General features: G+C 60.6%; 17 protein-coding genes and 1 tRNA gene. 12 read left to right on the top strand and 6 right to left on the bottom strand.

The window, feature by feature from the left end; translation table 11 throughout:
- Window positions 1–51: 51 nt before the first annotated feature.
- A complete protein-coding gene (locus BLR72_RS17105) occupies window positions 52–1,623 on the top strand; it encodes a CYTH and CHAD domain-containing protein (RefSeq protein ID WP_175492388.1) in 1,572 nt (523 codons plus the stop codon).
- A gap of 3 nt (window positions 1,624–1,626) precedes the next feature.
- Here the strand turns inward: BLR72_RS17105 and BLR72_RS17100 are convergent, their stop codons facing one another.
- Both BLR72_RS17100 and BLR72_RS17095 read right to left on the bottom strand, forming a co-directional pair.
- Window positions 1,627–4,200, bottom strand: a complete 2,574-nt coding sequence (locus BLR72_RS17100; RefSeq protein WP_244506737.1) for a glycosyl hydrolase family 28-related protein — start codon at window positions 4,198–4,200, stop codon at window positions 1,627–1,629.
- A tRNA-Thr gene (locus tag BLR72_RS17095) sits at window positions 4,175–4,250 on the bottom strand. Before BLR72_RS17095 ends, BLR72_RS17100 begins: the two co-directional genes overlap by 26 nt.
- 285 nt (window positions 4,251–4,535) lie before the next feature.
- Between BLR72_RS17095 and BLR72_RS17090 the strand changes: the two genes are divergently transcribed.
- From BLR72_RS17090 to BLR72_RS17080, 3 genes are all read left to right on the top strand, one after another.
- The gene (locus BLR72_RS17090) at window positions 4,536–5,024 is read left to right on the top strand and encodes a (2Fe-2S)-binding protein (protein ID WP_091919843.1); all 489 of its coding nucleotides are present in this window, start codon (window positions 4,536–4,538) and stop codon (window positions 5,022–5,024) included.
- 85 nt (window positions 5,025–5,109) lie between these two features.
- Window positions 5,110–7,455: a xanthine dehydrogenase family protein molybdopterin-binding subunit gene (locus BLR72_RS17085; RefSeq protein WP_091950542.1), complete on the top strand. Its 2,346-nt coding sequence runs from the start codon at window positions 5,110–5,112 to the stop codon at window positions 7,453–7,455.
- Window positions 7,456–7,466: 11 nt separating this feature from the next.
- Window positions 7,467–8,276 (top strand): FAD binding domain-containing protein, encoded by an 810-nt coding sequence (locus BLR72_RS17080; protein WP_027230364.1) that lies wholly within the window; start codon window positions 7,467–7,469, stop codon window positions 8,274–8,276.
- Window positions 8,277–8,322: 46 nt separating this feature from the next.
- Here the strand turns inward: BLR72_RS17080 and BLR72_RS17075 are convergent, their stop codons facing one another.
- Window positions 8,323–9,285 (bottom strand): NAD(P)H-dependent flavin oxidoreductase, encoded by a 963-nt coding sequence (locus BLR72_RS17075; protein WP_091950540.1) that lies wholly within the window; start codon window positions 9,283–9,285, stop codon window positions 8,323–8,325.
- A gap of 307 nt (window positions 9,286–9,592) precedes the next feature.
- Here BLR72_RS17075 and BLR72_RS17070 point away from each other — a divergent pair, with 307 nt between their 5' ends.
- Both BLR72_RS17070 and BLR72_RS17065 read left to right on the top strand, forming a co-directional pair.
- Entirely contained in the window at window positions 9,593–10,657 is a 1,065-nt protein-coding gene (locus BLR72_RS17070; protein WP_091950538.1) for a hypothetical protein, read from the top strand.
- Window positions 10,654–11,574: a methyltransferase domain-containing protein gene (locus tag BLR72_RS17065; RefSeq protein WP_348271829.1), complete on the top strand. Its 921-nt coding sequence runs from the start codon at window positions 10,654–10,656 to the stop codon at window positions 11,572–11,574. Before BLR72_RS17070 ends, BLR72_RS17065 begins: the two co-directional genes overlap by 4 nt.
- On the opposite strand, the gene BLR72_RS17060 is transcribed toward BLR72_RS17065, so the two are convergent.
- The 3 genes from BLR72_RS17060 to BLR72_RS17050 all read right to left on the bottom strand — a co-directional run bounded on the left by BLR72_RS17060 (window position 11,575) and on the right by BLR72_RS17050 (window position 16,884).
- Window positions 11,575–12,369 carry a TIGR02186 family protein gene (locus tag BLR72_RS17060; protein ID WP_027230360.1) on the bottom strand — a complete coding sequence of 265 codons (795 nt, stop codon included), beginning with the start codon at window positions 12,367–12,369 and terminating at the stop codon, window positions 11,575–11,577.
- The gene (locus BLR72_RS17055) at window positions 12,369–13,319 is read right to left on the bottom strand and encodes a sulfite exporter TauE/SafE family protein (protein WP_174207786.1); all 951 of its coding nucleotides are present in this window, start codon (window positions 13,317–13,319) and stop codon (window positions 12,369–12,371) included. Before BLR72_RS17055 ends, BLR72_RS17060 begins: the two co-directional genes overlap by 1 nt.
- A gap of 223 nt (window positions 13,320–13,542) precedes the next feature.
- Complete coding sequence (locus tag BLR72_RS17050; protein ID WP_091950536.1) at window positions 13,543–16,884, bottom strand: SEL1-like repeat protein; 3,342 nt, start codon at window positions 16,882–16,884, stop codon at window positions 13,543–13,545.
- 457 nt (window positions 16,885–17,341) lie between these two features.
- Here BLR72_RS17050 and BLR72_RS17045 point away from each other — a divergent pair, with 457 nt between their 5' ends.
- The 6 genes from BLR72_RS17045 (at window position 17,342) to BLR72_RS17020 (ending at window position 25,567) form a co-directional block, all read left to right on the top strand.
- Window positions 17,342–19,135: an acyl-CoA dehydrogenase C-terminal domain-containing protein gene (locus tag BLR72_RS17045; protein ID WP_091950534.1), complete on the top strand. Its 1,794-nt coding sequence runs from the start codon at window positions 17,342–17,344 to the stop codon at window positions 19,133–19,135.
- Between the two features lie 68 nt (window positions 19,136–19,203).
- Window positions 19,204–20,376, top strand: coding sequence for an acyl-CoA dehydrogenase family protein (locus BLR72_RS17040; RefSeq protein WP_091950532.1), 1,173 nt, complete (start codon window positions 19,204–19,206; stop codon window positions 20,374–20,376).
- Between the two features lie 27 nt (window positions 20,377–20,403).
- Window positions 20,404–21,612, top strand: a complete 1,209-nt coding sequence (locus BLR72_RS17035) for an acetyl-CoA C-acetyltransferase (protein ID WP_027230355.1) — start codon at window positions 20,404–20,406, stop codon at window positions 21,610–21,612.
- 14 nt (window positions 21,613–21,626) lie between these two features.
- A complete protein-coding gene (locus BLR72_RS17030) occupies window positions 21,627–23,846 on the top strand; it encodes a 3-hydroxyacyl-CoA dehydrogenase NAD-binding domain-containing protein (protein ID WP_091950530.1) in 2,220 nt (739 codons plus the stop codon).
- Between the two features lie 150 nt (window positions 23,847–23,996).
- Window positions 23,997–24,638, top strand: a complete 642-nt coding sequence (locus BLR72_RS17025) for a LexA family transcriptional regulator (RefSeq protein WP_027230353.1) — start codon at window positions 23,997–23,999, stop codon at window positions 24,636–24,638.
- The gene (locus BLR72_RS17020) at window positions 24,623–25,567 is read left to right on the top strand and encodes a thermonuclease family protein (protein WP_091950529.1); all 945 of its coding nucleotides are present in this window, start codon (window positions 24,623–24,625) and stop codon (window positions 25,565–25,567) included. The genes BLR72_RS17025 and BLR72_RS17020 overlap by 16 nt, the downstream gene beginning before the upstream one ends.
- Window positions 25,568–25,631: the final 64 nt, after the last annotated feature.

Below are 25,631 nucleotides of genomic sequence, written 5' to 3'. Positions count from 1 at the left end.
TCAACCGGTGATATGTTTAGTTTCGGTCCAAAAGGCGTGAAAGTGGCAAGCGTGGAAACAATCACCGATAAACCTCGGACCAGTGAGCAGAAGCCGCCGGTCGAGACCGAATTGAAGCTGCTCGTGGCAGTCGAAAGGTTCGCTGCCTTCCGCGAAAGTGCCTTGCAGCGCCTTTCCGCCCGGAACAAGGGGATCATCCGCCGGCTCGACGCGATTTACTTCGACACGCCAGATCATGCATTGTTCGACGCGGGACTGACGCTACGCGTCAGGCGCACCGGCCGGAGCTTCACCCAGACGGTCAAGCGCATGGCTTCCAACGGAGCCCTGTCGCGCCACGAATGGGAAACGCCAGTCCATGCGATGGCGCCCGATCTGGGTTCATTGCCGCTTCTGGAAATCGGCCCCCCGTTCGACAAGCTCGATCCGCAATTGCTCGTTCCAGCATTCGCCACCAATGTGCGCCGGCACGCGCTCATGGTCGACGTTCCGGGCGCCCAGATCGAGGTCGCCTTCGATGACGGGAAAGTCGAGGCAGGCGCCTGGCAGCAGCCGATATCGGAAGTGGAACTCGAGCTGAAGCAGGGGCGCCCAGCGGCACTTTATGAACTTGGCCTCAGCCTCATGGAAACCGAGCCGCTCCGGCTCGGCGTCCAGACGAAATCGGATCGTGGCTATGCACTCGCCTGCATTAAGACGCCCAAGGCGTTCAAGGCAACGCAGTCCGGGATCGGCCGCGACGATATTGTTGACGATGCCATCGCGGCTCTCCTGGGCAATTGCCACCAGCAGATTCTCGCCAATCTCGTTCCCGCCGAGCTCTCCGAAGTGCCGGATGGCGTTCATCAGTTGCGGGTGGGACTGCGCCGGCTGCGCACATTGCTTTGGCTGCTGCGCCACGAAATCGGCGCCCCGGCACTGGCTTCACTCGAAGCCGAAGCCAAGCAGCTTGCCAGCAATCTTGGACCTGCCCGCAATTGGGAGGTCTTCATCTCATCGACCATCGCCAACCTCGAGACGGTCGAACTCGAAGATATCGACTTTTCCGGCCTGAGGATGGCTGCGCATCCATTCAGGGACGAGGCCTATGTGAAGGTGCGTGAAGTGCTCGCCTCGCCGGGCGTCAATCGCTTCCTGCTTTCACTTGGGCTGGTGATCGAGCAGCGCAACTGGCGCAATGACATAAGCGCCGGAACGCTTGGCATCCTGTCGGAGCCGGTGGGCAAGCTTGGTGCGCGCGTCCTTGGCCGCATCGAGCGCAAGGCGCTTAAGCTTGGCCGACATTTCCGCCATTTGGAGCCCGGGCAAAGGCACAAAGTACGAATCACGCTGAAAAAGCTGCGCTATGCACTGGAGTTCTTCCTGCCGCTCTATGCCGGTCATGGAGCGACGGGCAAGTATCTGAAGCGCCTCTCGCATTTGCAGGATTCCCTTGGCGCCGAAAACGACATCGCGACGTCACGCGAACTGCTGCACCAGGTCAGCGAGGCAACGACCGATCCCGGCGTTCACCGCGCGATTGGTGCCGTGGCAGGCTGGCAGCGCTGCTATCAAATCAGCAAGGCAGATCAATTGCTGAGCGACTGGAAAAACTTCGAGCGTCAGCCTTTGTTTTCGGATTAGGTCTCATTGCGATGGACCGCTATTGCCGGCAGCAAAGCCGGTCCAGGTGGAATCGATATTCAGCCATGTGTTGGCCGGCTGCAGCGACTTGAAACCGACGCTGCGCGGCAGGGGTGCCGACCCGCGATCAAAGCTGTTGCGATAGAGAATGGTATTGTATTTGCGCGAACTGCGCGGCGGCGCTTCCTTAAAATTTCCATCATAGGTCCACATCAGGCGGAAGCCGTCGATGAACCCGAAGGGAAGGTTGGTGAACCTGTTCTTCTCGAACACCGTGCCATTATAGTCGGCGCCCTCGTAGCTCCAGCTTTCATATTCGACGCCGATATGGGCAAGCCGATCGAATGTGTTGTTGCGGTAGATATTGCCGAGACCGCCCCAGACCCCGGCTGTTCCTGCATCCGTGAATGTCGTTCCGACATAGAGCCCACTATTGCTATCGGAGATGTTGTTGTTCGAATATTGCAGGAAGTAGGGGCTGAGGCCCGACGTTGACGTCAATGCGACGGTCATCATGGCGTGGCGCATTTGCGAAATCCGGTTGCTGTCTACCACTGCATCGTAAACATTGCCGTAGAGCAGGACAGCCGTCGAATCCGAGTCGTGCTCGGCATAGCTCGCGCGGCCTTCGAATCTGTTGTTGTAGATGGCGATCTGCGATGCGGTGGCAGCGAATGCAAACCGGCTCGACCGGTCTGGAACGACGTTCCAGGGTCGGTCCAACATCGCCGTATTGGCTTTCACGTCAACGATATGACGACGTTGCCCTGCGCCAGCGCCGCCGACGATCACTAGATCGCGGCCGCTCCGCTCATCGGGTGCAGCCAACGCGGCGAACGTGACGCTGGTCGGCGACGCTCCGATGAAGCCATCCTTGAGCTCACTGCCGACCATTTCGAAGCAGATCTGTTCGCCCTTGTTGCAATCGACGGTGTTGCAGTCGTGCGGCGCGGCATTGTGGGAGCGATTGCCCTCCCAATACATGTTACGGAGGTTGCCGAAATGCCCCTGCGCGACGAAGAAACGGCCAATGCCGTGGCCGTCGTCACGGGTCTCATCGGCGTTGGCAAGATCGTTGCCGATCATCGAAAAGTCGCGGCCGCCCCAGAGCGCAACAACCGATTCGCCATAGCCGGTCATGCGGAACCGGTTATTGGTCATGAACAGCTGGTTGCTGCTGCCATAGAATGATCCATTTTCGATGAGCTCGGAACCATCGATGTAGATGCCGGACGAACGGTCCGTTTCCAGCGCCGGAATGTTCCATGCAATGAGCCGCACCGATTGCAGCCGCAAGTTGGAGACGGCGCCGAGGTTCATGAGCGGCTTCGAGCCGGTATTGCCATTGGCGTCGAAGGTCAGCCGCTCGAACTGCACATTGCGCTCCGCCTGGTCGATCATGCTCGCGCCGATATTGGCATCGAGCCTTATGACGGTCTGGTCCATGCCGTCGCCAAGCCAACGGACAGTGTCCGGCGCGCTCAGCGCGGAAGACACGCGATAGGTCCCGGCCGGAAGATGCACCGTTGCGGGCGCCCTTGCTGCAGCAGCCTCAAGCGCCTCCTTGATAGCGCTGGTATCGTCGCTGGTGCCATTGCCTGTCGCGCCAAACGATTTGACATCAAGGATGCGCGCTTTCTGCCCCGCCCAGGGCGACTTGCCGAGTACCCGCAGCGGCAGCGGCCCACTCCAGCCGAAGCGGCCGCCATGGCCGTTGTGGGCCCAGACCTCGTAGGAGCCAGCCGCGAGATCCGGGACCTTGAACTCGACCCGGAAGGGGTTGACGGATGTGGGGGCGACAAACAGGCCGGCTGCATTCGCAGGCTTGATGTAGATGAAGGCCGTCGACGTGCCGTTCATATGCGCAAGGTTGCGTCCGTAGAGCGAAATGGCCGTCCCTGCCGTCGTATTGTCCGGGCCGAGCCACCAGGCTTCGGTACGGTTGACGGCAAAGGGCTTGCCGCGCGCGCCGTCGTATTCCGGCCAAACGAGATACATTGACCATGCCGGCAGGGAGGCGGGGAGCAGCAGCGTTGCTGCGCTCGCATCGGCGCGCAGCGGCCTGGACGAGGAGAGGGTGCCTTCGATTGCAGTGGGCGCCTGCGCGAAAATTCCAAAGCCGGTTTGCTTGTCCAGCCCGACACCCGTCATCGAGATGATTTCATCGGGTCCAGCGGTCCGCGAGATTTCGGCAATTGCGGGCGGGCCCGCCCCGGCGGCGGCAAATACCGGTGGCGCAAAACGATCTATTTCGGATGGCAAGGTCGGTTCCGGGTTCGGAAGGGGAAAGCCAAAATCCGCCGGTTCTGCGTTTCCGGTGCCGGCCGCTGCCGATGCAGCGTTTCCAGCGGGGGCCGCAGCGGCGCCCATCAGGCCCAACACCAATACGGAACCCGCAATCAGCGCCATGATCGACCGTGGAAAATGGCGCATGCCGAACTCCGCCCCCTGTTGTTCGTGCATGAAGCCAGAGCACGCGGCGATTTGATAGAAGGCGCTCGATAAATTGAACGTGATTATCGTGTGCAACAGAAGCGCGGCGAGGAGAAACTGGTGCCGCTTGCGTGACTCGAACACGCGACCCCATCATTACGAATGATGTGCTCTACCGACTGAGCTAAAGCGGCAGGGAAGATGCTTCCCGATCCCTGAATTCGGCAGAGACGGTCATGCCGAAGGATGACGCGCCTGATACCCGCATTGCGCGCCGAATGCAAGCCTTGAGATCGCCGCTTTTTTGGGGCGTTCGAATAAGCGCGCGCGATTCCGCCATGTGATGCATGCAACAAGGCGCACATTAGAATTTTTCTATTTGCCGATAGACAAGTGCGTAGGAGCGATTAATCTCTTCTTCGCGCAGATGGGTCTCGGGAGAAGGTCGGTCTGCCAAGTCAACGGTCTGGGAGGAACCTATGGCGAAGGTTGAACTGGTCGTGAACGGGCGCGCTGTTAAAGGCGAAGCCGAAGACCGAACGCTGCTCGTGCATTTCCTGCGTGAAAATCTTGGATTGACCGGCACCCATGTCGGCTGTGACACGTCGCAATGCGGTACCTGCATCGTCCATGTCGATGGCAGGGCGGTCAAATCCTGCACGATGCTGGCAGCGCAGGCGTCGGGCTCTACGGTCACCACCATCGAAGGGCTCGGCCTCAATGGCGAGTTGCATCCGTTGCAGGCCGCCTTCCGCGAGCATCATGCGCTGCAATGCGGCTTCTGTACGCCGGGCATGCTCATGAGTTCGGCGGACCTGATCCGGCGGCATCCAGACGGCCTCGACGAAGCCACAGTGCGTCTCGAACTTGAAGGCAATATTTGCCGCTGCACCGGCTACCATAACATCGTCAAGGCCGTGCTCGACGCATCGGAAAAAATGGGGAAGGGCGCCGAAAAGGCTGCCTGATCAGCGGATTCAAGTGTAGCAGCGGCGTCGCCCCGGAGCGCTATCATCACTCCAGCCAGGCCGCCTGCGACAGGGAGAACTAACCATGGGCGTTGAAGGTATCGGAGCACGGGTTCTTCGCAAGGAGGACAAGAGGTTTATCACCGGCAAGGGCAAATACACCGACGACATGGTCGTCCCCGGCATGAAGCACGCGACGTTCGTGCGCAGCCCACACGCCCACGCCAGGATCACCGGCATCGATGTCGATGCGGCGAAGGCGATGTCCGGCGTCGTCGCGGTGCTGACGGGCAGCGAGCTCAAGGCCGACGGCATAGGCAACCTCATCTGTGGGTGGATGATCCACTCCAAGGACGGCACGCCGATGAAAATGGGCGCCTGGTCGCCGCTCGCAACCGACAAGGTGCGTTATGTTGGCGACGCTGTCGCCATCGTCATTGCCGACACAAAAGGCGAGGCCCGCGATGCTGCCGAGGCAGTCGAGGTGACCTATGAGGAATTGCCTGTCGTCGTCAACGCGCTCGACGCGATGCAGCAGGGCGCGCCGGAGATTCATGCGGAAGCGCCCGACAATCTGATTTTCGACTGGGATCTTGGCGACGAAGCAGCAACGAATGCGGCCTTCGCCAAGGCGGCACACGTCACCAGCATGGACATCGTCAATAATCGCCTTGTGCCAAATGCGATGGAGCCGAGGGCAACGCTCGGCGTCTACGATTCCGGTGAGGATCACTACACCTGCTGGACGACCTCGCAAAATCCGCACGTTGCCCGCCTGGTGATGAGTGCATTTTATAATGTCGCGCCGGAAAACAAGCTGCGTGTGATTGCGCCGGATGTCGGTGGTGGTTTCGGTTCGAAGATTTACATTTATCCCGAAGAAATCACCTGCCTGTGGGCATCAAGGAAAACCGGCGTTCCCGTCAAATGGGTGGCTGACCGCACCGAGAGCTTTCTCACCGATGCGCATGGGCGCGATCACGTTACCCATGCGGAAATCGCCTTCGACAGCGACCACAGGATTCTCGGCCTCAAGGTTGCGACGATCGCCAATCTCGGCGCCTATATGTCGCTATTCTCGAGCTGCGTCCCGACCTATCTCTATGCAACCCTGCTCTCCGGGCAATACGCCATTCCGGCAATCCACGCCAATGTGAAGACCGTCTATACCAATACTGCGCCCGTCGACGCCTATCGCGGCGCGGGGCGGCCGGAGGCGACCTATGTGCTTGAGCGCATCATGGAGACAGCGGCCCGCGAACTTAAAATTTCCCCCGCCGAACTGCGGCGCAAGAACTTCGTGAAATCGTTCCCGCACCAGACGCCGGTGATCATGTGCTACGACGCCGGCGATTTCGATGCGACGCTCGACGCGGCCATGAATGCCGCCGATTATGCCGGATTTGAGAATCGCCGGCAGGAGGCAGCAAAACGCGGCAAGCTGCGCGGCATCGGCATGAGCTGCTATATCGAGGCTTGCGGCCTAGCGCCCTCTTCCGCTGTCGGCTCGCTGGGTGCGGGCGTCGGGCTCTGGGAGAGCGCGGAGGTGAGGGTCAATGCTGTCGGCACGATCGAGATATTGACCGGATCACATTCGCACGGCCAGGGCCACGAAACCACCTTCGCCCAGCTAGCGGCGGAACGGTTCGGCGTGCCCATCGATAGTGTTTCCATCGTCCACGGCGATACGGACAAGGTGCAGATGGGCATGGGCACCTATGGTTCGCGGTCGGGTGCCGTCGGCATGTCGGCGATCGCCAAGGCGCTCGACAAGGTCGAAGCCAAGGCCAAGAAGATTGCCGCCCATTTGCTTGAAGCTGACGAAGCCGACATCGAAATCAAGAATGGCGATGTGCGCGTTGCCGGCACGGACAAGAGCGTGCCGTGGTTCCAGGTGGCGCTTGCCGCCTATACGGCGCACAACCTTCCATCCGGCATGGAGCCGGGCTTGAAGGAAGGCGCATTCTACGATCCGGCGAATTTTACCTTCCCCGGCGGTTGCCATATCTGCGAGGTCGAGATCGATCCCGAGACCGGCACGACCGAAATCGTCCAGTTCGTGGCTGCCGACGATTTCGGAAACATCATCAATCCGATGATCGTCGAGGGGCAGGTGCATGGCGGTCTTGCGCAAGGGATAGGCCAGGCATTGCTTGAAGCCACGCACTACGATGCGAGCGGGCAGCTTCTGACGGCAAGCTACATGGACTATACGATGCCCCGCGCCGTCGACCTGCCATCCTTCACCGTCACGAACACCGTGACCGCCTGTCCTTCCAACCCGCTCGGGGTCAAGGGCTGCGGGGAAGCAGGCGCCATAGGCTCGCCTCCTGCCGTCATCAACGCTGTAACCGATGCCATCAACAACAATAATCTGGCCATGCCGGCGACCCCGCAAAATGTCTGGGCTGCACTGCAGGCGGCGAAATAAGGACGCACGCCATGTATGAGACACAGTATCATCGCGCCACCTCCGTCGAAGGCGCTGCCCGGCAGATGGGTGAGGCCGAGGACGGCAAGTATCTTGCCGGCGGCATGACGCTCATCCCGACGATGAAACAACGCCTGGCGTCACCGAGCGATCTTGTTGATTTGCGTCGCATCGAAGCGCTGAAGGGCGTGAAGATTACCGGCCGCACCGTCCGTATCGGGGCGGTCACAAGCCATTATGACGTATCGACGAACGTGGAACTGGCAAAAATCTGTCCGGCGATCACCAGCCTTGCCGGCCATATCGGCGATCCGCAGGTTCGCAATATGGGGACGATCGGCGGGTCGATCGCCAATAATGACCCGGCTGCCGATTATCCCTCGGCGCTTCTCGCGCTGGATGCGACGATTGTGACGAACCGCCGCTCGATAGCCGCAGCGGACTATTTTACCGGCCTCTTCGAAACAGCGCTGGAACCCGACGAAATTATCACGGCGGTCGAATTCACGGCGCCGGACCGGGCCGCCTACAAGAAGTTCCCCAACCCCGCGTCGCTCTACGCAATGGCAGGTGTGTTCGTCGCCAAATCCGGCGATACGGTCAGGGTCGCGGTGACGGGCGCCGGCGAGAACGGTGTGTTCCGCCTCGAAGATGCCGAAACGGCGCTTGCGGCGGATTTTCACGCATCGGCGCTGGACAATTTGACAGTCGATCCGAACGGATTGCTGTCCGACTTGCACGCCTCGGCGGAATACCGTGCCAATCTTGTGAAGGTGATGGCGAAGCGCGCCGTTGCCGAAATCGCCAGCCGGCCGATGTAGGCTGCTTGGCTTCAACCCATTGGGGTCGTTGCGGCGGTTGCCATATTCACCCGGCGCAGAGTTTCGCCTTCGCCTCGTGGTATTCCCGCTCCAGCCGCGTAACAAGTTCGCCGGCAGGAACGATCTCCTTGATGGCGGCGATGCCCTGGCCGCAGCCCCAGATGTCTTTCCAGGCCTTTGCACCTGTCGTTGCCGCTTCGAAATCCATCTTCGACGGATCGGCTTCCGGCAGATGCTCGGGGTCCATTCCGGCCTTCGCGATCGAGGGCTTGAGATAGTTGCCATGGATGCCGGTAAAGTAGTTGGAATAGACGATGTCCGTCGAGGTCGAATCGACGATCATCTGCTTGTAGCCGTCGATGGCCCGCGCTTCGTCTGTGGCGATGAATGGCGAGCCGATATAGGCGAGATCCGCGCCCATGGCCTGAGCGGCGAGAATTGCGCCGCCATTGGCGATCGCGCCCGATAGCAGCAGCGGACCGTCGAACCATTCGCGGATTTCCTGGACGAGGGCGAATGGCGAGAGCGGGCCGGCATGCCCGCCGGCGCCTGCCGCAACGGCGATAAGCCCGTCAGCGCCTTTGCGGATTGCGGAATTGGCGTGGCGGTTGTTGATGATGTCGTGGAGGACAATGCCGCCATAGGAGTGGATCGCGTCGTTTACCTCGGGCACTGCTCCCAAGGAGGAGATGACGATCGGAACCTTGTATTTGACGCACATGCCGAGGTCATGTTCGAGGCGCTTGTTGGAGCGATGGACGATCTGGTTGACAGCGAACGGCGCGGCGGGGCGGTCCGGGTTCTTTTCGTCGTGATTGCGCAACTCCTCGGTTATCTCTGCGAGCCAATCGTCAAGCTGCGCCTCGGGTCGCGCATTGAGCGCCGGAAATGAGCCGACGATGCCGGCCTTGCATTGCGCGAGAACCAGTGGCGGATGCGAAACTATGAACAGCGGCGCACCAACGACCGGAATGCGCAATTTCGACTTGAGTACATCCGGCAAAGCCATCGACCACTCCCAGAAAATTTTGACGTTTGCGTAAACGTAACTCTTTTACCAGACCTGAAATATTCGGCAAGCGAAACCAGAACCATGTGATCGAGCCGCACCGCTGCAATTGGTGATCTTGATGAATAAGCGTCTGTTCTTGTCGCTAGGCACCTCAACCCTTTTATGGGGTGTATCTGGGGCTCTGCGGCCTGTACCCTCCAGGCAGCGGGCGAAGTGCCATCATTGCGCCGTCAAAGTCTTGAATAAGCAGTCGAATGCGCTATGGCTAGCCATTCATTACGAAATGATTTGAAGGAAGCGGCTGTTGGAAGCGATCGAACAAGCGATCCGGAACGCATTGGCGAAAGCCGACGCGAGGAACCCTGCCATTCGTCAGAAAATCTACGAATCAGCATGGGGTGCGCATGAGCGCTCGCTCGCGGCCAATGGCGCGCTCGAAGAGAGCCAGCGCGACGACCGTCGCGAAATGCTGAAGGCGGCCATTACGCGGATCGAGGACGAAGTGCAGGCAACCGGCGCGATTACCCCGCCGCCGGCGCCCGAGCCCGTTGCGGAGCCGCGCGAACCGATGTTCGTCGCAAATCCGGCGCGCCAACACGGGGTCGATGAGCGGATCGAGCCATCGATCGACATGGACCCGCCAGAGGTGGAAGGGCCCGCTCTTGCGTCCGAGGAGCCGAGATCCGATAATTATCGGCTGGGCAAGACACGCCGGAAAGTGCGTCGCGACGCCGAGCGGCGCAAGGCGAGCGGCTTTTCCAAGGCGCTGATCCTTTTGGCCCTGCTGGCTGTGGCCATCGGCCTTTTCTGGGTCGTCGCTTCCGGCATTATCAAGCCGGTTCCGAACATGGGGGCATCGAACACCACGAGCGCGCCGGCCTCCAGCAACAGCCAGGAGCCGATGAAGGAAGGCCAGATGTCGGCGACGGGCAACTGGATCGAGGTGTTCAATCCCGCTGACATGTCGCAGGTTGCCCTCGAAGGCCGCGCGACGGCGACGATCGCCGGCGACCAACTGGAAAAATTCGTGCGCATCCAGTCGCCGGAGGATGCCGATACGATCAGCTTCAAGGTCGGACAGGGCGTACTCGACCAACTCGCCGGCAAGACCGCCGTCTTCGATATCATTGCCAAGACTGACGACGGCAAGAGCTCGCAGATTGCGGTGAGTTGCGATTTCGGCAGTCTCGGCGATTGCGGACGCAAGCGCTTTGATGTCTCGGATGCGAGCAAGGAATATCTGGTGCAGGTGCAATTCCCGCAGGGCAATGCGCCTGCCGAAGGCGGCGTGATCAAGATCAATTCGGATGTCACGCAGTCAGGGAAATCCGTCAATATCATCGCTATTCGCGCCCAGGTCGCCAATTGAGCAAGCTGGCGCGGGCGTTTCTTTCGTCCGGCGATCTGATCGCGGATCGTCGTGCTTCCTACGCGGACATGCTGTTCGACGGTGGCGAGCATGCGGCCGCCGCCGACCTGATGCGGCAGGCGCTTGAGATTGTCCCCGAATGGGGGGCGGGATTGTTCCGCCTCGGCGAAATGGAAGAAGCTGCCGGAAATGGCGATGCTGCGGCCATCGTCTGGAAAAGGCTGGTCGAACTTGACGTCGAAGACCGTTTCGGGGCCGGCCTCAAGCTGGCCGCTTCCGGCCGGGGCGACATCCCGGTTACGCCGCCTACCGCCTATGTCGAAACACTTTTTGACGCCTATGCGCCAACCTTCGAGAGCGCACTCCTCGAAAAGCTCGAATACAGGGTGCCGGGGCTTCTGGCAGCGGCGGTGGAAGACGCCGCGCCCGGCAGACGCTTCGCCTCGGTGCTCGACCTCGGCTGTGGCACAGGTTTGATGGGCCCTTTGCTGCGTGCCAGGTGCCAACATCTCGTCGGGATCGATCTATCCGAGGTCATGCTGCAGCGTGCCGCGGAAAAGAACGTCTACGACAGCCTCGCCAAGGGCGACGTGAACGAACTCGATGTTCCAGCAAATGAAGCTGATCTCATCATCGCCGCTGATGTCTTCGTCTATGTCGGAGCGCTCGACCGCGCCTTCGCGAAGATTGCCTCTGCTCTTGCGGCAGATGGGCTGTTTGCCTTCTCGGTCGAGACGCATGACGGCGATGACGGGTTGGTGCTGCAGCAATCGCTGCGCTACACGCACTCCGAAGCTTACGCGCGCCGGCTTCTGGCGGTCCATTCGATGACGCCGGTGAGCATTGACCGCCAGACGATCCGCATGGATCGCGGCGAGCCCCTTAGCGGGCTCATTGTCGTTGCGAAACACCTTTGATCAATCCTTGCGGAAGACAAGGCGCCCAGCCCAGCCGGTGACGACAGCAAGAAACACCGCAAAGAGGCCATAGAGCAGGCTGTGCTGGTTGGCGGCACGGAAGATGCGGAATTCCAGTCCGGCCTTGACGATGTTGAGGCTGGTCGAGCTTTCACGCAGGAACTCGCCGTTGCGGAAGAGGTAGGCGCGCGCCACGTGCTTGCCAACGGGCACATTGGCCGGGAGCGACAGCGTCGCGCGAAACAGCGTCGAGGATAGAAACTGCACATCCCCCACACGCTGGTTGTAGAGCAGCTGTTTCTGTTTCAGTCGCGGCAATTCCTTGGTGAACTCCCGCAACGATGCGCTCGAATCGAAACCCTCCGGCATCGGTTCGTAATAGATGTTGTTTACGCCAAGGCTGAGTTGGGCGAAGATCTTCGGCGTCGTGATGTCCTGCAGGCTGCGCGTCGATGCCAGTGAATAGGATGCGGGAATGTTCTGGAACGAAACGGATTCCGTATTTACCCAGATGCCGAAATACCTGTCCTTGCGCCGGACGACAAAGTTCCGGGGAGGACCCTCAAGAATGACGACCACATCGTAGCGGCCCTGCCGCTGGATGAGCGGATCCGCATTGTCGAGCGCGCCGAAGACGGTAAGGTCAGTGCCCCGAAATCCCGACGTGATCGAGATCGTGTCGGTGGAGAGTCCGATCTCGATCGTTTCCTTGCTGGCCGGGACCGGTTGTTGCGCTTGGGCCGCCCGGCCGGCAACCAGGCACAGCATCATGAGCGGGATCATGGCAAGGCGCATTATGAGCCTCCCGAGACCAAGGCGAGCGTGACCGAATAGATGTCGTCCGGCGTAACGAAGAGTTCGATGGCGAGGCGAAGACCGACTGCCAGCACCAGCGTTGCAAGCAGTGCGCGCAGCTGTTCGCCCCTGAGCTTCTGGCCTATGCGTGTGCCATATTGTGCGCCAACGACACCGCCGCTCATCAGCAGCATCGCGAGAACGATATCCACCGACTGGTTGGTCGTCGCCTGCATGACTGTGGTGAACGCAGTCACGAAAACGATCTGATAGAGCGAGGTCCCGATGACGACATTGGTCGGCACCTTAAGGAGGTAGATCATGGCGGGGACCATGATGAAGCCGCCGCCAACGCCCATGATCGAGGAAAGAAAGCCAATGGCGCCGCCAAGCACGAGCACAGGAATGATGCTGACATAGATCTTGGAGGCGCGAAAACGCATCTTGAACGGCAGCTTGTGCACCCAGTTGTGCTGGCCGGGCCGCTTCAACGTCGCAAGCTGGCCAGCGCGGGTGCGGCGCATCGCCTTGATGCTTTCATAGAGCATCAGCCCGCCGATCGTGCTCAGGAACACGACATAGAGCAGCGAGACAATGAGATCGAGCTGACCGAGCTGGCGCAGGAGTACGAAGACATAGATGCCTATCGCCGAGCCGACGATACCGCCGACAACGAGCAGCGACCCGAGTTTCACGTCGAGCGAGCCGCGCTTGAAATGTGTAAGCGCGCCACTGAAGGACGAGGCGATGACCTGGTTGGCGCCCGTGGCCACCGCGACGGCGGGGGGGATATTGTAGAAGATCAGCAGCGGCGTGATCAGGAACCCGCCGCCAACGCCGAACATGCCCGACAGAAAGCCGACCGCCGCGCCCATGAAGAAAAGCACGAAGATGTTGACCGAAATCTCGGCTATTGGCAGGTAGACGCCCAATTCAAACCCCGGAACCATTGCGGTGCTACGCCTGCGGCGTGACAGCACAATGACAGTAATTCTTTAAGGTTTCTTGCCCACTTGCGGGCTCACGTCAAACTTTGACTTAACGGCGCACATTGGGCCGGTTCAAATGCGAAGATTGCGTGTCGCTTCGTTAAAACGAAGCGCATTTCCGGTTGACTTGCAGGCCGCTTGAAACGCGGTCCCCTCCCGGTCGAACCGGGAGGGGAAACGCAGTTCAGATCTGCTTGTTTTTCTGCAGAAGGTTCCTGACGAAATCCTTGTCGATATTGCCCGTCGGCTTCAAGCCGTTGTCCTTCTGGAAGGCCATGATCGCATCGCGTGTCTTCGTGCCGATCTTGCCATCCGAGCCGCCTGCATCATAGCCGTTCTTGTTGAGGATCAGCTGAACGTTGCGGATGGCCTTCTCAATGTCGAGCGCTCCTGAGGTCACCGAGCCGGTAACAGCTGGGGAATCGCGCCATTCCGCCGGAACATTGGTGGCATTCGCGTCGGGATTGAGAGGCTTGGCGTTCCAGTGCTCGACGGCAGCCCGGGCTCGCTCGAGCTGCTCGGGTTTCATGACTTTCGCTACATCCTCACGCTTCTGTGCGGCGTCGACATCACCGGCATTGGCTGCGAGCGAGAACCATTTGTAGCTTTCTTCGAGGTTCTGGGGCACGCCCATGCCTTTGGCGGAAAGGATGGCAAGGTTGAACTGGCTGTCCTTGACGCCGAGTTCCGCCGCCTGGGCAAACCAGCGCGCGGCTGCCTCGTTGTCAGGGACGCCATCGGCGCCGCCCGCAAAGAGCACCGCCAGATTGTGCATGGCGCTGGCATTGCCCTTTCCGGCCGCCAATTCGTAGTAGGACTTCGCCTTGGCAAGATCGCGCGTGACCCCAAGGCCCTTTTCGTAGAAGTTGCCAAGCCGGTATTCGGCCGGCGCAAAGCCACGCTCCGCAGCGCGGTCAAACCACTCGATGGCCTTGGCGTAGTCGCTTTCGACGCCTCGACCTTCCATGTAGCGGTTGCCAATCTCGAACAGTGCACGGCTGTCGCCCTTGGTCGCAGCGTCGCGCAGCGGCTCAGGTCCCGCCTCGACCGGGATGAACGGCAGCACGGCGGAGGACGCACCGGTTGCCGGCACGGTCGCGGGCACCGGATCGATCATGCGCTCGGAATTGATGACGCCGGCCACCGGGTCCTGGGCGGGCGCAGGCTGCGACACTGCCGACGCATTGTTTTCGGCAGGTGTTTCGGGCGCAGCGTTGGTGTGAGGCTCCGCCTGTGGCTGCTCCTGCGTGATCGCGGGCTCTTCCGGCGTAGCTGGCTCCGGTGCCTTGGAGGCGAGGTCCGTTCCCGGATGATCGACGAAGGCATTTTTCAGCTGCAGACCGGCTATCGCGATCATGATTGCACCAATCGCGAGCAGGATGGGCTTGCGCTGACGCGAGAAGATTCCGGTCTTGGTCGTGCCGTCGGTCGCGCCGTCGCCGAATGCGATGCCGCGTTTCTGATTTTCGGCCTCTGTGGCTGCTGCCTGCGCTGCGCGGCGGGCCGCCGTAATGAAATCCGCCTTGCCGCCGGCGATGTCAGTCGCAGCCGACATGTCGCGCCGTTCGTCACGGACGCGTTTGAGGATGGAATTGAGGTCGGGCATGCCAGACCCGGGCTCGAGCGGGCGGTTGAGAATGTCGGCGTCGATCTCTGTCGCCGGCTCTTCCTTGACGTCGTCCGATAGGTCGAGTGAAGGTTCCTGTGCCGCTGCCTCGCGCTTGCCGCGTACCTTGAGGCTGCGTGTAAGGCTGCCGAACAGTGATTTACGCTCCCGCGGCGTTTCCGTTGCAATTTCCGCGTCGACGATTTCGTCAGACGCAGGCTGTTCTTCCCGGGCGGATACAAGCGGCGCATCGAAGGCAGGCGCACTTTCTGCGACAGGCTCCTTGGTGAACGTTGCTGTTTCGGCCAGCGGCGCGTCCGGAGCGACGACCGCCGTGCTTTCGGCAGGTCCGAAATTCTTGTAGATCGGAACGGCGCCGCTTTCGAGCGAAGCCAGGCGATCAACGATCTTGAGCAGCGTATCGTGAATGGCCTCGAAGGTGCGGCCGTTGCGCTCGTCGGACCGTCGCGCCAGCTTCTCCAGCGTCTTCAGGTCGTCGGCGAGCTCGCGCGCGATCGAATTCTCATGATCGCTGCCGAAGTTCGCTGTATTGCGGATTGCCTCGGCCGCCGCATTGCGTGCTGCCTCGACGACCAGATCGCGATTGCCGGCGATGGCGACTTCGATGGCTTCGAGGCGCGGCGAAATCTTCGCGATTTCAGCATCGCGATCGTTGGATTGGGCGAGACGTTCGGCAAGACCGGCGATCTGCAGTTCGAGACTGCGTATGGCGTCCTTGGTGCCGTCTGCTTGCGGCAGGTTCTCGGCAAAGTAGCGGGCCATGTCATCGAAGCGTGCTTCGAGATTGTCGGTCAGGCGGATATCATTGTGCTCGACGAGCGTATGATGCTGGTCGAGGCGGCGGGTGAGTTCCTCGAAGCGCTGATCCATCTTCTCGATGAAGGCCGGGTCAACCGCCGCCGGCTGGGGCGCGGCATCGAGCTTGCTGATGATCTCCAGTACGCGGCCCTCCAGGTCGCGGAAGTCCGAAATGCTTATTGCGGCGGGCGCACTCTGCAAATGCCGCGCCACGGCCGAAAGCTGTTCGGCAAGAATGTCGAGGTTCTGCGTCGTCGTGCCATGCTGCTTGTTGAGTTGCTCGATATGATGCGCGAGTTCACCCATCCGCTTGAGAATAACGTCTGAGGTTCTGTCGTGCGTGGCTGACTCGATTGTCGAGGCAAGCGACGAAATACGTGCCTCGACGCGTTCGAACGCATCGGCCCCGGCATATTGCAATGCTGCCGGCCGCGCAGTCGCGACGATGGCGCGGCTGATCTCGTCGAGGCGCTCGTCCATCTGTTGCATGAACTGCGTCGGAATGCCCGAGCCGTGGCGACGCGACATCTGCTCGACGGCCCCGGTGAGGAGGTTGAGCTTTTCCTCGACGTTGTGCAGCGGCAGCATGTGCGAGGGCGCATCGACGGTGCGATGGATTTCGTTGAGGCGGCGTTCCAGGGAACCGAGCGCAGCCTCGGCCTCATTCGCATAATAAGTGCTGCGGCCATAGGGCGCGCGCTCATGCGTGGTCGAATGGCGCAGCCGGTTCATGGTCTCGCCATGAAGCTCTCCGCGCGAAGTGGTCTCGATATCGTCGCGCATCTCGTCGCGCAATTGCTTCAATTGGGCGGCGATGGCGGACAGGTCGTGCTTCTCTTCCGAAGGTAGGCTCGCGGAAGAGGTTGCAGGTTGTGCTGCCTGCGCGATGCGTTCGGGCAGGGCCGATTGTCCTGCGCGGGAGGCGAGGGCGGCGAAACGATCGGCGATGTCGGGCGTTTCCTCGCCGACCTCCGGCTGCATCGAGCCGCGCAACTGCGCTTCGAGGGTTTCTAGGGTGCGGTTGAGGCTGTCGAGCGACGTCGCATCGCGCCGTGCGCGGTTCACATTGACCTGTTCCATTAATGACCTTTGGTTTGTCATGGATGTCTGCTGCCCGAGTTGACGCGCCGGCCTGGCGCTTCCAGATTCGACTGGGCGGAAAAAGGTGGCCTTGGTCTGCCGAAAAGCGAATGCGCCGCAAGACGATCATTCGGGCCAATTCGGAAAGCCGGGACCTTTGCCCCACACAGTCCGACAAGCCGTGAAAAACCAACCACACATAGACACGGATCACCGACACGTTGACATTGGCGAAACGTGGTAAACAACTCGTTAAGATAAGGCGCTAAAAGGTTAAAAATCTGCTCTGCTGCTGTCGCGGTTGCGGCCTTGTTTGCAACTGGGAATTGTACGAGGTGCGACCAAGTCTTGGCGCTGCCTGTGAACTTCGACAAACTTTGACGTTTACGGAAACGTCAAAGTTTGCTAGACAAAGATAAATATGGCGGTGCCGCGTGTGGACGCCGCATCTGCTCGTTTACGTTTTGGAGGAAACCTGATGCCGAGTTACCGCGCGCCCGTTGAAGATACGTTGTTTGTCCTGAACGATGTCCTGGGATTTGAACGCTACAACAACCTCCCGGGTTTTGCCGATGCGTCGCCGGATATCGTGGAAGCCATCCTTGGCGAAGGCGCCAAACTCGCCGAGAACACGTTGTTTCCAGTGAACCAGATCGGAGATCATGAGGGTTGCGTGCGCCACGACGATGGTTCGGTCACGACGCCCAAGGGCTTCAAGCAGGCTTTCGATGCCTATCGCGAAGGTGGCTGGGTTGGGCTTGCGGTTCCGCAGGAATTCGGCGGCCAGGGCCTTCCCTATACGTTGCATGTCGCCGCCGGCGAATACATGGCATCCGCCAACATGGCGCTGGTCATGTATCCCGGCCTCACCCAGGGCGCGATTGCGGCTATCGTCACGCATGGCACCGACGAGCAGAAGCAGGCCTACCTTCCCAAGATGACCGACGGCATCTGGACCGGCACGATGAATCTCACCGAACCGCATTGCGGAACGGACCTCGGGCTCTTGCGCAGCAAGGCGGTACCGAACGGCGACGGCTCGTACAAGATTTCCGGCCAGAAGATCTTCATCTCGGCCGGCGAACACGACATGGCCGAGAATATCATTCACCTCGTTCTCGCCCGCATCGAAGGAGCGCCGGAGGGCGTGAAGGGCATTTCGCTGTTCATCGTGCCGAAGTTCATTCCCGATTTGAAAGGCAATCCGGGCGAGCGCAACGGCGTTTCCTGTGGCTCCATCGAAGAAAAGATGGGCATTCACGGCAATTCAACCTGCGTCATGAATTATGACGAGGCGACTGGCTACCTCCTCGGCGGGGAGAACAAGGGCCTGCGCGCCATGTTCACCATGATGAACGAAGCACGGCTCGGCGTCGCGCTCCAGGGTCTCTCGATCGGTGAAGTCGCTTACCAGAATGCCGCCATCTATGCCCGCGACCGTATTCAGGGCCGCGCGCTGACCGGCCCCAAGGAGCCGGACAAGAAGGCTGATCCGATCATCGTCCACCCCGACATCCGCCGTATCCTTTTGACGATCAAGTCGTTCAATGAAGCGGGCCGCGCCTTCATCCTCTGGTCTGCGCTGAAATCCGACGTCGCGCATCGCTCGGGCGATGAGGCCGAGCGCCAGCTTGCCGATGACATGCTCGGCCTGATGACACCGGTTCTCAAGGGTGTTCTTACCGACAAGGGCTTCGAACATGCCTGCATGGCACAGCAGGTGTTCGGTGGCCACGGCTACATCGAAGAACACGGCATGAGCCAGTATGTGCGCGACGCGCGCATCGCCATGATTTACGAGGGCGCGAACGGCATTCAGGCAATGGATCTGGTCGGACGCAAGCTCGGCCTCAATGGCGGCCGCGCCGTCATGGCCTTCTTCAAGGAAGTCGGCGACTTCTGCGAGGAAAATCGCAGCGACGATAATCTCGCCTTCTTCACCAAGCATCTGAAGAAGGGCTTGAACGACCTGCAGGCCGCCTCCATGTGGCTGATGCAGAATGGCATGGCCAATCCGGACAATGCCGGCGCGGCATCGACCGATTACATGCACCTCTTCGGTCTTGTCAGCCTCGGCTATATGTGGGCCCGCATGGCCAAGGCGTCGCATGCGAAGCTCGCGGAAGGCACCGAGAACAAGGCCTTCTTCGAGACGAAGCTCGCCACCGGCAAATTCTTCATGGAGCGGGTGATGCCGGAGACATCGGCGCATCTTGCCCGCATCCAGACCGGAGCGGATACGATGATGGCGCTGCCCGCCGAAGCATTCTAAGCTGCCGGTGAACGCTTTTCCGAGCCGCGCCTCACGCGGCTCCTGTAACCGAAATCGGGAGGTTAGTGATGGGTCTGCGACCGGAAGAAGTATTGGGTGTTCCGAAGCCTGCGTGGAAGACCGATGATGTCGTAATGCTGGAGGATATGGCCACCAGGTTCCTTGAGGCCGAGGTGGTGCCCCATTACGACCGCTTCGAAAAGCAGGAGATCTTCGACCGTTCCATCTGGGAACTCGCTGGGCAGAATGGCTTGCTTTGTGCTTCGATGCCGGAAGAATATGGCGGCGCCGGCGGCACCTACGCCCATGAAACCGCAATCCTCGAAGCGATCAGTCACGTCGGTACCGACGGTTTTGGCATTGCACTCCACAATTCCATCGTTGCGCCCTATATCCTCCACTATGGCTCGGAAGAGCAGAAGCGGAAATGGCTGCCGAAAATGGCGACCGGTGAGCTTATCGGTGCCATCGCAATGACGGAACCGGGAGCAGGCTCCGATCTCCAGGGCGTCAAGACCAGCGCCAAGAAGGACGGAAACCACTACGTCATCAATGGATCGAAGACGTTCATCACCAATGGCCAGCTCGCCAATCTGATCATCGTCGTCACCAAGACCGATCCATCGCAGGGCGCCAAGGGCACGTCGCTCATCGTTGTTGAAACCGATGGCCAGAAAGGCTTCGAGCGGGGCCGCAACCTCGACAAGGTCGGCCTCAAGTCCAACGACACTTCGGAGCTGTTTTTCAACGAAGTGCGCGTGCCGACCTCCAACCTTCTTGGAACCGAGGAGGGGCAGGGCTTCGTCCAGTTGATGCAGCAATTGCCGCAGGAGCGCCTGCAGATCGGCGGTTCGGCCATTGCCATGGCCGAACGCGCGATCGCGTTGACGATCGATTATGTGAAGGAGCGCAAGGCGTTCGGCAAGTCGGTCATGGAGTTTCAGAACACGCAGTTCAAGCTCGCCGAACTCAAGACGGAGGCGACCATCGGCCGGGTTTTCTACAATCATTGCGTCGAGCGGCATGTGAACGGCGGTCTCGACCCCTTTACCGCATCCATGGCGAAATACTGGCTGAGCGATCTGCAGAACAAGGTCGTCGACGAATGCCTGCAACTGCATGGCGGCTATGGGTACATGAACGAATTCCCGATCGCCCGCATGTTCCGCGACGCGCGCGTCCAACGGATTTATGGCGGCACCAACGAAATCATGAAGCTTTTGATCGCCCGCAGCCTATGAGCCGCGGGTTCGAACAGGGAGAATGAAATGACTGAGGCATATATTTACGACCACGTGCGCACGCCGCGCGGCAGAGGCAAGAAGGATGGCAGCCTGCACGAAGTGCCCGCCGTCCGCCTTGGCGCCCATGTTCTCGAGGCGCTGCGCGACCGCAACGGCCTCGACACCGGGCTGGTCGACGACATTATCTATGGCTGCGTCGATCCGGTCGGCGAAGCGGGCGCCGTCATTCCGCGCTCGTCGGCTTTTGAAGCCGGCTATGATTTCAAGGCGCCTGGCATGCAGATATCGCGCTTTTGCGCCTCCGGCCTCGATGCGGTGAATTTCGGCGCTGCGAAGATCGTGCAGGGCGCGGACGATATCGTCATCGCCGGCGGGGTCGAATCCATGTCGCGCGTCGGCATGGGCATGTCCGGCGGTGCCTGGTATATGGATCCGTCCGTAGGGCTCCCCGGCTATTTCATGCCGCAGGGCGTTTCCGCCGACCTGATCGCGACCAAATACGGTTTCAGCCGCGACGATGTGGATGCCTATGCCGTCGAGAGCCAGAAGCGTGCAGGCGAGGCCTGGAAGAAAGGCTATTTCAAGAATTCGGTGCTCGAGATCAAGGATCAGAACGGCCTGACCATTCTCGATCACGACGAACACATGCGCCCGTCGACCGATATGCAGGCGCTCGCGGCACTCAACCCCTCCTTCGTGATGCCCGGTGAAATGGGCGGCTTCAATGCGGTCGGCATTCAGGCGCACCCCGAGGTCGAGACGATCAACCATGTGCACCATGCGGGCAATTCCTCCGGTATCGTCGATGGCGCGGCCGGCGTTCTCCTCGGCTCGAAAAGTGCCGGCAAGGCGCTCGGCGCCAAGCCTCGCGCCCGCATCCGCGCCTTTGCCAATATCGGTTCCGACCCTGCATTGATGCTGACCGGCCCGGTGGATGTGACGCACAAGCTCCTGAAGCGCGCCAAGATGAAAATCTCGGATATCGACCTCTTCGAACTCAATGAAGCCTTTGCCGCAGTCGTGCTGCGCTACATGCAGGCATTCGACATCCCCCGCGACAAGATCAACGTCAATGGCGGGGCCATTGCCATGGGCCATCCACTCGGTGCAACCGGCGCGATGATTCTCGGCACGGTTCTCGATGAACTCGAACGCCGCGATCTCAATGTCGCCCTCGTTACCCTGTGCATCGGTGCGGGCATGGGCACGGCAACGATCATCGAACGCGTCTGAGGGAGAACGGACTTATGAGCTACATCAACTTCAAATTCGACGTCGACGCGGACGGCATTGCACTCGTCACCTGGGACATGCCTGACAAATCGATGAACGTCTTCACCGAAGAGGTGATGAAGGAACTCGATCAGATCGTTGATCGCGTTACCAAGGACGATTCGGTCAAGGGCGCGGTGATCACCTCCGGCAAGGATACCTTTTCCGGCGGCGCCGACCTCACCATGCTCAAGCGCATGTTCCAGATGTTCCAGGCCGAAAAGGCAAGGGACCCGAAGAAAGCGGTCGAACTGCTGTTCGAGAACACCGGCAGGATGGGCGGGCTCTTCCGCAAGCTCGAAACCTGTGGCAAGCCCTGGGTCTCGGCGATCAACGGCACCTGCATGGGCGGCGCATTCGAAATGTCGCTGGCCTGTCATGGCCGTGTCGTCTCCGACGATCCGTCGGTGAAGATGGCGCTGCCGGAAGTCAAAGTCGGTATTTTTCCGGGTGCCGGCGGCACGCAGCGCGTCCCGCGCCTGACAAACCAGCAAGATGCCCTGCAGATGATGACCACTGGCTCCAGCCTCACCGCATCGCGCGCCAAGGCCATGGGCCTGGTGCACGAGATCGCTCCGGCCAAGAAGCTTGTCGAGGCAGCAAAGAAGATGATTAAGGGCGGCCTGAAGCCGGTTCAGCCCTGGGACGAAAAGGGCTTCAAGCTTCCAGGCGGGGCCATCTATTCGCCGGCAGGCGCCAATCTGTGGCCAGCCGCAACTGCGATCCTGCGCCGTGAAACCTACGGCAATTATCCGGGCGCAGCCTCCATTCTCAAGGCTGTCTATGAGGGACTGCTGGTCCCGTTCGATACGGCCTTGAAGATCGAACAGCGCTATTTCACCAAGATCCTGCAATCGACCGAAGCCGGAATGATGATCCGCTCGCTCTTCGTCTCGCTGCAGGAACTGAACAAGGGCGCGCGCCGGCCGGTGGATGTGAAGCCCACAAAGTTCAAGAAGGTTGGCGTCGTCGGCGCCGGGTTCATGGGTGCCGGCATCGCCTATGTCACCGCCAAGGCCGGCATTCCAGTGGTGCTTCTCGACCAGAGCCTCGATGCCGCCGAGAAGGGCAAGGCCCATTCCGCCGATCTCGTCACCAAGGACGTGCAGCGGGGCAAGGCGACAGCCGAGGAAAAGGAGAAGCTTCTCGCCTTGATAACGCCGTCTTCCGACTATGCCGATCTTGAAGGCGCAGACCTCGTCATCGAGGCGGTGTTTGAAGACCGTGAGGTCAAGCGTGTGGTGACCGAGAAGGCCGAGGCCGTACTGAAGCCTGCCGCGGTATTCGCATCCAACACCTCGACGCTGCCGATCACCGGGCTTGCCAAGGTCTCGCAGCGCCCGAAGAATTTCGTCGGGATCCATTTCTTCTCGCCCGTCGACAAGATGATGCTGGTCGAGGTCATTCTCGGCAAGAAGACCTCGGACAAGGCGCTTGCGGTGGCGCTGGATTACGTGCGTGCCATCAAGAAGACGCCGATTGTCGTCAATGACACGCGCGGGTTCTACGTCAACCGCTGCGTGCTGCGCTACATGGCCGAGGCCTACAATATGCTGATCGAGGGCGTGCCGCCGGCGATGATCGAAAACGTCGCGCGCATGGCCGGCATGCCGGTCGGGCCGCTGGCGCTCAACGACGAAACGGCCATTGATCTGTCGCAGAAGATCCTGAAGGCGACGCTCGCCGATCTCGGGCCGAAGGCGATCGATCCCCGCCACGTTGAACTGGTCAATACCTTAGTCGACAAGTACGACCGCCGCGGGCGCAAGAACGCCAAGGGCTTTTACGACTATCCTGCGAAGCCCGCAAAGAAGCAGCTCTGGCCGGAACTGAAGACGCTCTACCCGCAGCAGGACCCGGACAAGATCGATATCGAGGTGCTGAAGCAGCGCTTCCTCGTTGCGATCGCCCTGGAAGCTGCCCGCGTGATGGAGGAAGGCATTGTTACCGACCCGCGTGAAGCGGACGTCGGCTCGATCCTCGCCTTCGGGTTTGCCCCTTATACGGGCGGAACGCTCTCCTATATCGACGGGATGGGCGCTGCCAGGTTCGTCGAGATCGCCAAGGGGCTGCAGCGAAAGTACGGGGCCCAGTTCAAGGCGCCGAAACTCCTTCTCGACATGGCGGAAAAGGGTGAGACCTTCTACGAAAGGTTCAATCCTTATCCGGTCGAGGAGAAAAAGCAGGCTGCTTGACGGCGTCTGCATGAATCTGAAAAGAGTGGGCAGCTTATGCCCACTTTTCTTTGGATAATAAGAAAGTTTTCCGTAATTCCCCTCGACTTTTCCAAAATTCGTTCTTAAAACACCTCTGAAGGTATTTTTTCCTTTTATCCGAGACCCAACATGTTCTCACATGACCGCATTTGGGCGGCCATAGACGCATTGGCAGAACGCCATTCGCTTTCCGTTTCAGGATTGGCGAAGCGCGCGGGGCTTGATCCGACGACCTTCAACAAATCAAAGCGTTTCGCGGTCGACGGGCGGGCTCGCTGGCCCTCGACCGAATCCCTCGCCAAGATCATGGAGGCCACGGGTGCCTCGCTCGATGAGTTCATGATGCTGGTCGTGGGCAAGGCCGTAAGGGCGGGCGGTACGGCCATCCGTTCGATACCGCTTCTCGGCTTTGCGCAGGCCGGCGCCGGCGGCTTCTTCGATGATGGCGGCTTTCCGGTCGGGCAGGGTTGGGACGTGGTCGAATTTCCCGTGGGCTCCGGCGACTCCGTCTATGCACTGGAGGTGTCGGGGGATTCGATGCTGCCGCTTTACCGTGACGGCGATACGATCATCGTCGCGCCGGGTGCTGCGGTTCGCCGCGGCGACCGCGTCGTGGTTCGCACCAGGGACGGCGAAGTCATGGCCAAGATTCTGGCCCGCCAGACCGCCCGCACGATCGAGTTGCAGTCGATGAATCCCGAACATCCCAATCGCACCTTTGACGCGGTCCATATCGACTGGATCGCGAGGATCCTGTGGGCAAGCCAGTAGGACTGATCCGCATGCGCCAGCTGCCGCTTTATATCCTGACGGTTCTGGTTGCCCTGACGCTTGTTTACGCCTTCGTTGCCCCATTCAACGGCGCGCTGGAGACTGCGCGGCCAGCCAGCGGCGACGAGCCAACGGTAACGACCGAGAATTTCGAATTGCCAGCGGAAATGCAGGACGCGCAAAGCGATGAGGCAAGCGCGGCGCCGGATGAGCCAAAAGCAGCGCCGAAGGCGGCCCGCACGGTCAAGCCGGACCTGATGTCACCTTCGATCGGTGACGCAACGCCATTGCAGAGGGTCGCGCCGCGCCAACCCTTGAGCGAGCTCGGCCAGGCCCTGCCGCCAAAACCGCCCGCGCCACCGGAACCGCCGCCATCGCTCAGACCCCCGCCACCGCCGGTGCCGGTAGACGATACGGCAAAGCCGACCTTGCTCTACCGGCCCGTGGCAATCGCGGCCGGTTCGCTCGAAGTTTCGGGCTATCGCATCACGCTCGACGGTATCGAGGAAATCAAGCCGAACGAGACTTGCACCAGCGAGGGTACGACCTGGCCCTGCGGCATGGCGGCCCGCACTGCATTTCGCAACTGGCTGCGCCAGCGTGCGGTCGAATGCGACGTGCCGGGCCAGCCGCCCGAAGCTGTCATTGCGACCCATTGCCGGCTCGGTGGTGTCGATCTTGCGCAATGGCTGGTCGAGAACGGCTGGGCTCGCGCACCGGATGGTTCGCCCCAGTCGGAAACGATGAAGAAGGCGCAAGAGGCGAAGCTCGGCATATTCGGCAGTCCACCGCCGGCGTTGCCGATTACGCAGGAACTGCCGGTGCCTGCGTTCGGGGATAATTTACCGCCGGAGGAATTGGCGGCGCCTGCCGTCCCTGCGCCGTTGCCGGTCCCGGGCGCGCCGTTCCCGCCGCCACCGCAGCAGTAGGGATCCAAGGTCGATCAAGCCGTGAGGCCCCCGGGTAAAGACTTGCGGCTCGATTTGTCCTTAG

The organism is Phyllobacterium sp. YR620 (genome assembly GCF_900104165.1).
Taxonomy (GTDB): Bacteria; Pseudomonadota; Alphaproteobacteria; order Rhizobiales; family Rhizobiaceae; genus Phyllobacterium; species Phyllobacterium pellucidum.
Note: the sequence above shows the minus strand (reverse complement) of the source record. Positions and strands in the feature narration are given on the sequence as shown.